General features: G+C 70.8%; 7 protein-coding genes. 4 read left to right on the top strand and 3 right to left on the bottom strand.

Annotated features, from left to right (window positions below; translation table 11 throughout):
* The first annotated feature begins 254 nt into the window (after positions 1-254).
* Both AC559T_RS28220 and AC559T_RS28225 read left to right on the top strand, forming a co-directional pair.
* Complete coding sequence (locus AC559T_RS28220) at positions 255-1,466, top strand: metal-dependent hydrolase family protein (RefSeq protein ID WP_112105219.1); 1,212 nt, start codon at positions 255-257, stop codon at positions 1,464-1,466.
* Positions 1,467-1,485: 19 nt separating this feature from the next.
* Positions 1,486-1,917, top strand: coding sequence for a nuclear transport factor 2 family protein (locus AC559T_RS28225; RefSeq protein WP_071063508.1), 432 nt, complete (start codon positions 1,486-1,488; stop codon positions 1,915-1,917).
* 142 nt (positions 1,918-2,059) lie between these two features.
* Here the strand turns inward: AC559T_RS28225 and AC559T_RS28230 are convergent, their stop codons facing one another.
* Positions 2,060-2,851, bottom strand: coding sequence for a VOC family protein (locus AC559T_RS28230; protein ID WP_112105220.1), 792 nt, complete (start codon positions 2,849-2,851; stop codon positions 2,060-2,062).
* Positions 2,852-3,046: 195 nt separating this feature from the next.
* A complete protein-coding gene (locus tag AC559T_RS28235) occupies positions 3,047-3,562 on the bottom strand; it encodes a hypothetical protein (RefSeq protein ID WP_498870645.1) in 516 nt (171 codons plus the stop codon).
* A gap of 281 nt (positions 3,563-3,843) precedes the next feature.
* Between AC559T_RS28235 and AC559T_RS28240 the strand changes: the two genes are divergently transcribed.
* Positions 3,844-4,689: a class I SAM-dependent methyltransferase gene (locus AC559T_RS28240; protein WP_498870646.1), complete on the top strand. Its 846-nt coding sequence runs from the start codon at positions 3,844-3,846 to the stop codon at positions 4,687-4,689.
* Positions 4,690-4,723: 34 nt separating this feature from the next.
* Here AC559T_RS28240 and AC559T_RS28245 read toward each other — a convergent pair whose 3' ends face one another.
* Complete coding sequence (locus AC559T_RS28245) at positions 4,724-5,233, bottom strand: GNAT family N-acetyltransferase (RefSeq protein ID WP_498870647.1); 510 nt, start codon at positions 5,231-5,233, stop codon at positions 4,724-4,726.
* Positions 5,234-5,377: 144 nt separating this feature from the next.
* Between AC559T_RS28245 and AC559T_RS28250 the strand changes: the two genes are divergently transcribed.
* Complete coding sequence (locus AC559T_RS28250) at positions 5,378-5,752, top strand: tyrosine-type recombinase/integrase (protein ID WP_498870648.1); 375 nt, start codon at positions 5,378-5,380, stop codon at positions 5,750-5,752.
* Positions 5,753-6,000 lie beyond the last annotated feature (248 nt).

A 6,000-nucleotide genomic window follows, 5' to 3' on the forward strand; every position in this document is an offset into this window, starting at 1 on the left:
ACTGTTCGCGGGCCGGGAACCATGACGGCGACGACTCCCGCGCCGGGCCCGGCCACGGAGACCCGGCGGCCACGACCACGGCCGTGTGAGGCCGCAAGTGAGGCGACCGACGAGGCCCCGGGACGGATCCGCCAGGCGGCGACGTCTGCACCCAGCTCGTGAGAATTTGATACTTAACTGTGAGAGCGGGATTTCTGCTGGTTGTGGCACCAAACCGCGATCAGTCACGTCACCGCGGACAAGGAGGACACAGGGTGCTGACACTCAAGGCCGCCGGCTTGCTCGATGTCGATACCGGGGAGATCACCCGACCCGGGATCCTGAAGATCGAGAACGATCGGATCGTCGGTCTCGGCGGCCAGCCCGAGGGCGAGGTCATGGACCTCGGTGACCTGATCCTGCTGCCCGGCCTGATGGACATGGAGCTCAACCTCCTGATGGGCGGCCCCGGCGAGCACCCGCTCACCGGGCAGATGCGCGACGACCCGCCGCTGCGGATGATGCGCGCCACCCAGAACGCCCGCCGGACCCTGCGGGCCGGGTTCACCACGGTGCGCAACCTCGGCCTGTTCTGCAAGACCGGCGGCTACCTGCTCGACGTGGCGCTGATGAAGGCGATCGACGCCGGCTGGGTCGACGGCCCGCGGATCGTCCCCGCCGGCCACGCCATCACCCCGACCGGCGGCCACCTCGACCCGACGATGTTCGGCGCGTTCGCCCCGCACGTCCTGAAACTCACCGTCGAGGAGGGCCTGGCCAACGGCGTCGACGAGATCCGCCGGGCCGTCCGGCACAACATCAAGCACGGCGCCCAGGTCATCAAGATGTGCGGCTCGGGCGGGGCCATGTCCCACAGTGGGCCCTCGGGCGCGCGGCACTACTCCGACCAGGAGGTGCTGGCCCTCACCGACGAGGCACACCGACGCGGCCTACGCGTGGCCGCGCACACCCACGGCTCGGAAGCCGTCCGGCAGATGGTCGAGTGCGGCGTCGACTGCATCGAACACGCGTTCATGATCGACGACGACACCATCAACCTGCTGATCAAGCGCGGCACCTGGGTGGTCGCCACCCAGGCCCTGATCGACAACATGCCGGTGCTGAACGACGCCGAGCCGGAGATCCAGGCGAAGGCCGCCCTCATCTTCCCCCGCGCGAAGGCCTCGATCCGCAACGCCATCGAGGCCGGCGTGAAGATCGCGGTGGGCAGCGACGCGCCGGCGATCCCGCACGGCAAGAACGCCCTCGAACTGGTCGCCCTGGTCGACCGGGGCATGACCCCGCTGCAGGCGATCCAGGCCGCGACCATCGTGGGCGCGGACCTCATCAACGTCACCGACCGGGGCCGGCTCGCCGAGGGCCTGCTCGCCGACGTCATCGGCGTGCGCGGCAACCCCCTCGAGGACATCCGCGTCCTGCAGCGGGTCCCGTTCGTCATGAAGGGCGGTAAGCAGTTTGTCTACTGAGCCTGCCACCGGACCCGCAGTGACCGGGCCGAGCCGGACCGAGGACCTGGTCGAGATCCAGCAGCTACTCGCCCGCTACGCGGTGACGATCACGCAGGGCGACGTCGAGGGACTACTCAAGGTCTTCACCCCGGACGGCACCTACACCGCCTTCGGGGACACCTTCGCCCTCAAGGACTTCCCGACGCTGGTCGCCGCCGCGCCCAAGGGCCTGTTCCTCACCGGCACCTCGTTGGTCGAGCTCGCCGACGACGGCCTCAACGCCACCGGAACCCAGCCGCTGTGCTTCATCGAGCACGCCAATCACGACATGCGCATCGGCTACTACAAGGACACCTACCTGCGCACCGCCGAGGGGTGGCGGCTGCGCACCAGAGCGATGACCTTCATCCGCCGCAGCGGTGTGCACGACTCGGGTATCCCGCACGTCATCGAGCGCCTGTCGTCATGACGGTGACCGGCCTGGTCCCAGCCGGTTCATGATCCAGCGGGAGGTCGTCGCCGACGGGCAGGCCGGGCTCACCGCCGCGGTGCGTCGGCTTCCCGCCTGCTCGAGGCCGACGCCCGCGGATCCGCACGGTGCGGGGACGGCCTCAGTCCTTCGCCGGCTCCTCGATGTTCTTCCCCACCAGCTTGAAGGTCGCCCCCGTCGGGTCGGTCGCGATCGCGAGACGGCCATACGGGGTGTCCATTGCCGGCTGGACGACCGCGCCCCCCAGCTTGACGGTGAGGGCGAGCGTCGCGTCGGTGTCCTCGACGGCGAAGTAGACGCCCCAGTGCGCCGGAACGCCCTCGGGGAGGAAGCCTGACGCGTCCATGATCCCGGCGTGCTGCTCGCCGGCGTCATCGACGAGCACGGTGTAGCGAAGCTCGTCCGTGTCGCTGACGACGTTCGTCTTCCAGCCGAACACCTCCTGGTAGAAGGTGACCGCGGCGGCGTAGTCCCGCGTGAGCAGCTCGAACCAGCCCGGCGCGCCCGGCTCGGCCAGCACTCCGAACCCGCGGTGCAGGCCCTGCTGCCACATGCCGACCACGGCGCCGCCCGGGTCGGTGAGGACGGCCATGACGCCCAGGTCGGCGACCGGCATCGGCGAGATCATCATCGTTCCGCCGTGCGCGGGTACGGCCGCGGCGGTCTTCTCCGCGTCGGGGGTCAGCAGGTAGACCGACCAGACGTCGGGCAGCTCCGGCTGCTGCTTCGTCATCCCCCCGGCGACCACCTTGCCGTCCTTGGAGAAGTTGAAGTAGCCGCCGAACGCCTCGTTCGGCTCCTCGGAGGTCCAGCCGAACAGCTCCGCGTAGAACTCGCGGGCCTTCGCCGCATCCGAGGTCATGAGGTCGACCCAGCAGGGCGCGCCGGGCAGGGTGGTGTCGTGAGCGGGCATCGTGGGCTCCTTCGCCGCCGGGCACGTGGTGGGCGGCGCGGGGTTCGCGGCCGCTGCTCGCGTGCAGTCGACAGAGTGGACCTACCCACCGACAGAAACTCATCGCCGCCGCGCGGCCTGTCTCGAACTTCCTCCGCGGCGGGTGGACGGGCGGTGCCGCGGGCCGACGTGAGGTCCCCCGCGGCACCCGTCAGGTCAGGCGGAGCAGGCCCAGACGATCGAGCCCGCGAGCGTGCGCCCGCCGGACGTGCTCGCGCTGAACGACACGGAGCCGCCGGCCGAGGTGATCTCGACGGTGGCGGGAACCGCGTCGATCGCGTAGCGGCCGGAGTCGGGCGCGACGACCGAGACCGTGATGACGGCCGGGTAACTGCCCGGCCCGTCGTAGCCGGCGACCCGCACCCCCTGCGACACCGTCCTGCCCTCGATGGTGGCCGTCGAGGACTCGACGTAGCGCCGCGCGGTGGACTGGCAGCTCACGGCCGTCGACACATGCCCTGCGACGTCGACCGGCGAGGTGATGTCGACGGTCAGCGAACCGGGACCGCCGGCACCCGCGCCGCCCGCCGGCGCCGCCGGCTCTGGCGACTGCGACGCGGTTGTCGCGTCAGCCGTCTCGGCGCCGGTACCAGCGCTGGCAGCGGGGGTGGGCGCGGAGCCCGCAGTCGAGACGGAACCGGCCCGGCAGGCGGTTAGCCCGAGCCCGATCACGACCGCCAGCGCGAGGAGCAGCAGGGATCTGGCAGGCAGCGGTCGCGGCCCCCCGCTGGTTCGTCCCTCGTGACCCGCTCGCGCGCCGCGGCGGCCGCCGCCAGCCCGCCGATCCGTGCGGTTCCCCCGGTCTGCCATGTTCGTCCGGTCCATCCTGTCGCTCCAGTGATGATGTCGCCGTCCGCCGAACCGGCCGACGTGCCGGCCCGGCAGGACCGACGACATCAGCCGGCCGTGTGAGCCGGATGTGAGCGAAGCCGAGACAGACACAGGAGCCGATCATGAATGTCACCGGGGATGGCGGCCAGGCAGCGCGGTGGAACGGACCGGCCGGGCAGGCCTGGGCCGAGGCGCAGACCCTGACGGACCGGATGTTCAAGCCGTTCGAGGACCTGCTCGTCGACGCGGTCTCGGCCACCGGTGCCGGGTATGTGCTCGACGTCGGCTGCGGCACGGGCGCCACGACGGTCGCCCTCGCCCGGCGGCTCGGGGCGCAGGGGCGCTGCGTCGGCGTGGACATCTCCGACCCGATGCTCGCCGCCGCCAGGGCGCGGGCCGAGCGGGACGAGGAGGGGGCGCGGGCGGTCTTCATCCGCGCCGACGCGCAGGATCACGCGTTCGAGCCCGCCGCCTTCGACGCGATCGTCTCCCGTTTCGGGGTCATGTTCTTCGGTGACTCCGTCGCCGCCTTCGCGAACCTGCGACGGGCCGCGAAGGACAGCGGCGAACTCCGCTTCCTCGCCTGGCGCGCGACCGCGGAAAACCCGTTCATGACGACGGCCGAACGCGCTGCGGCCCCGCTTCTGCCATGCCTTCCCGCCCGCCAGCCGGACGAGCCTGGGCAGTTCGCCTTCGCCGACCCGGACCGGGTCGAGCGCATTCTGACGGAGAGCGGATGGGCCGGGATCGACATCCGGCCGGTCGATGCGTCCTGTGTGTTTCCCGAACACGAGCTGGTCCCCTACTTCACCCGGTTCGGCCCGGTCGGTCAGGCCCTGCGGGACGTGGACGAGCGGACTCGCGGGCAGGTCGTCGAAACGGCCCGCGCCGCGTTCGATCCCTATGTGCACGGCGCCGAGGTCCGTTTCACCGCGGCCTGCTGGGTGGTCGGCGCCCAGGCCAGGTGAGCCGGACCTTGGTGTGGCTGCCCTGGCGAAGTTGCTATGACGCGACCGAGCGAACGAGCTGCACGATCGCTGTTCCACCTTCCGTCCGGGATATCCGTCCGCTGGGAACGAAGCCGACCCGACGGTAGAGGCGCAGCGCGCGGTCGTTGTCAGCTCCGGTCCACAGCTGCAGCCGTACGTACCCGTGGCTGCCAACCTGGTCCGCGAGGTACCCGATCAGCTGCTCTCCCACTCGTCGCCCCCAGCGGTCGGGGTGGACGAAGACCATCGAGATGTGACACAGCCCGTCCAGCCTCGCTCCCTGCCCGTTCTGACCGCGGCCCGGTTCGGCCAGCAGCATGCCGAGAACCCTCGTTCCTGCGCAGGCGATAAACAGGAGAGCATCGGGGGCGGCGAGCTTCGTCTGCACCCTGGCGATCCGCTGAGCGTCGGGAGGTCGTCCACGGGCACTGTTGGCCTCACGCCAGACGTCCAGGGCGGCGGGAAGATCATCGCCATGCGCGAGACGAACCGTCACCGGGTCTGGTTCCAGCACAGGTTCCACGGGCTCAGGATCGCCGCTCCGCCGGACGGTGCGGACCAGATTCAGTGAGACAGCCAGATCTGCGGATCGGGCCAAGTTCGTCGAGGCGGGACAATCAGGCACCGCACGGGGAGCAAGACGTCGGTGTCGGCTGGACTTTAGAACGTGGCCAAGCGCGCCCCGCGCACCGTGAACAACGCCCTCGCCCTCACCCCGTTCTACGCCGGCACCCGCATCGCCGAAACCGTCGGCCTCGGCATCGACGACGTCGCCCTGTCCGCCCGCAGAGGCAGTCTGCGTGTCCACGGCAAAGGCGACCAGACCCGCCAGGTCCCCATCCACCCGCCGCTGCGCGCCGCGTTCACCGGTTGGCTCAGCGAACGCGCGGACTGGCCCGGCGCCGAGGGGCCCGCACTGTTCCTCAACCAGCAGGGCAGCCGGCTGTCCACCGCCGGCGCCCACACCACCACCATCGCCGCCGCAGCCGGCCTCGTCACCGTCGCCGAACTCCTCGGCCACACCCGCCGAAGATCGCTATAGCGGCTTCCGGTCGTATTTCGGTCGCCCCGAGGCCACGATCGACTGGCACCGCGACAACGAGACATGATGGCGTTCCCCTGCTCGACCGCTCCCTCGTCTTGGAGACCGCCCGGCAGAGCCCCTCCCGCAGGGGACGCCGGTCGGCACGGGCGCCGCAGTGTTCTGGGGGGCTCTGCGGGGTCCGCGGGGTTCTACGAGGTCCGCGGAGGTCCGTGCGGTGCCGTGCGGTTCCGCGGAACACCATGATC

The sequence above is a fragment of the Frankia sp. Hr75.2 genome (genome assembly GCF_949319125.1).
Lineage (GTDB): Bacteria > Actinomycetota > Actinomycetes > Frankiales > Frankiaceae > Parafrankia > Parafrankia soli.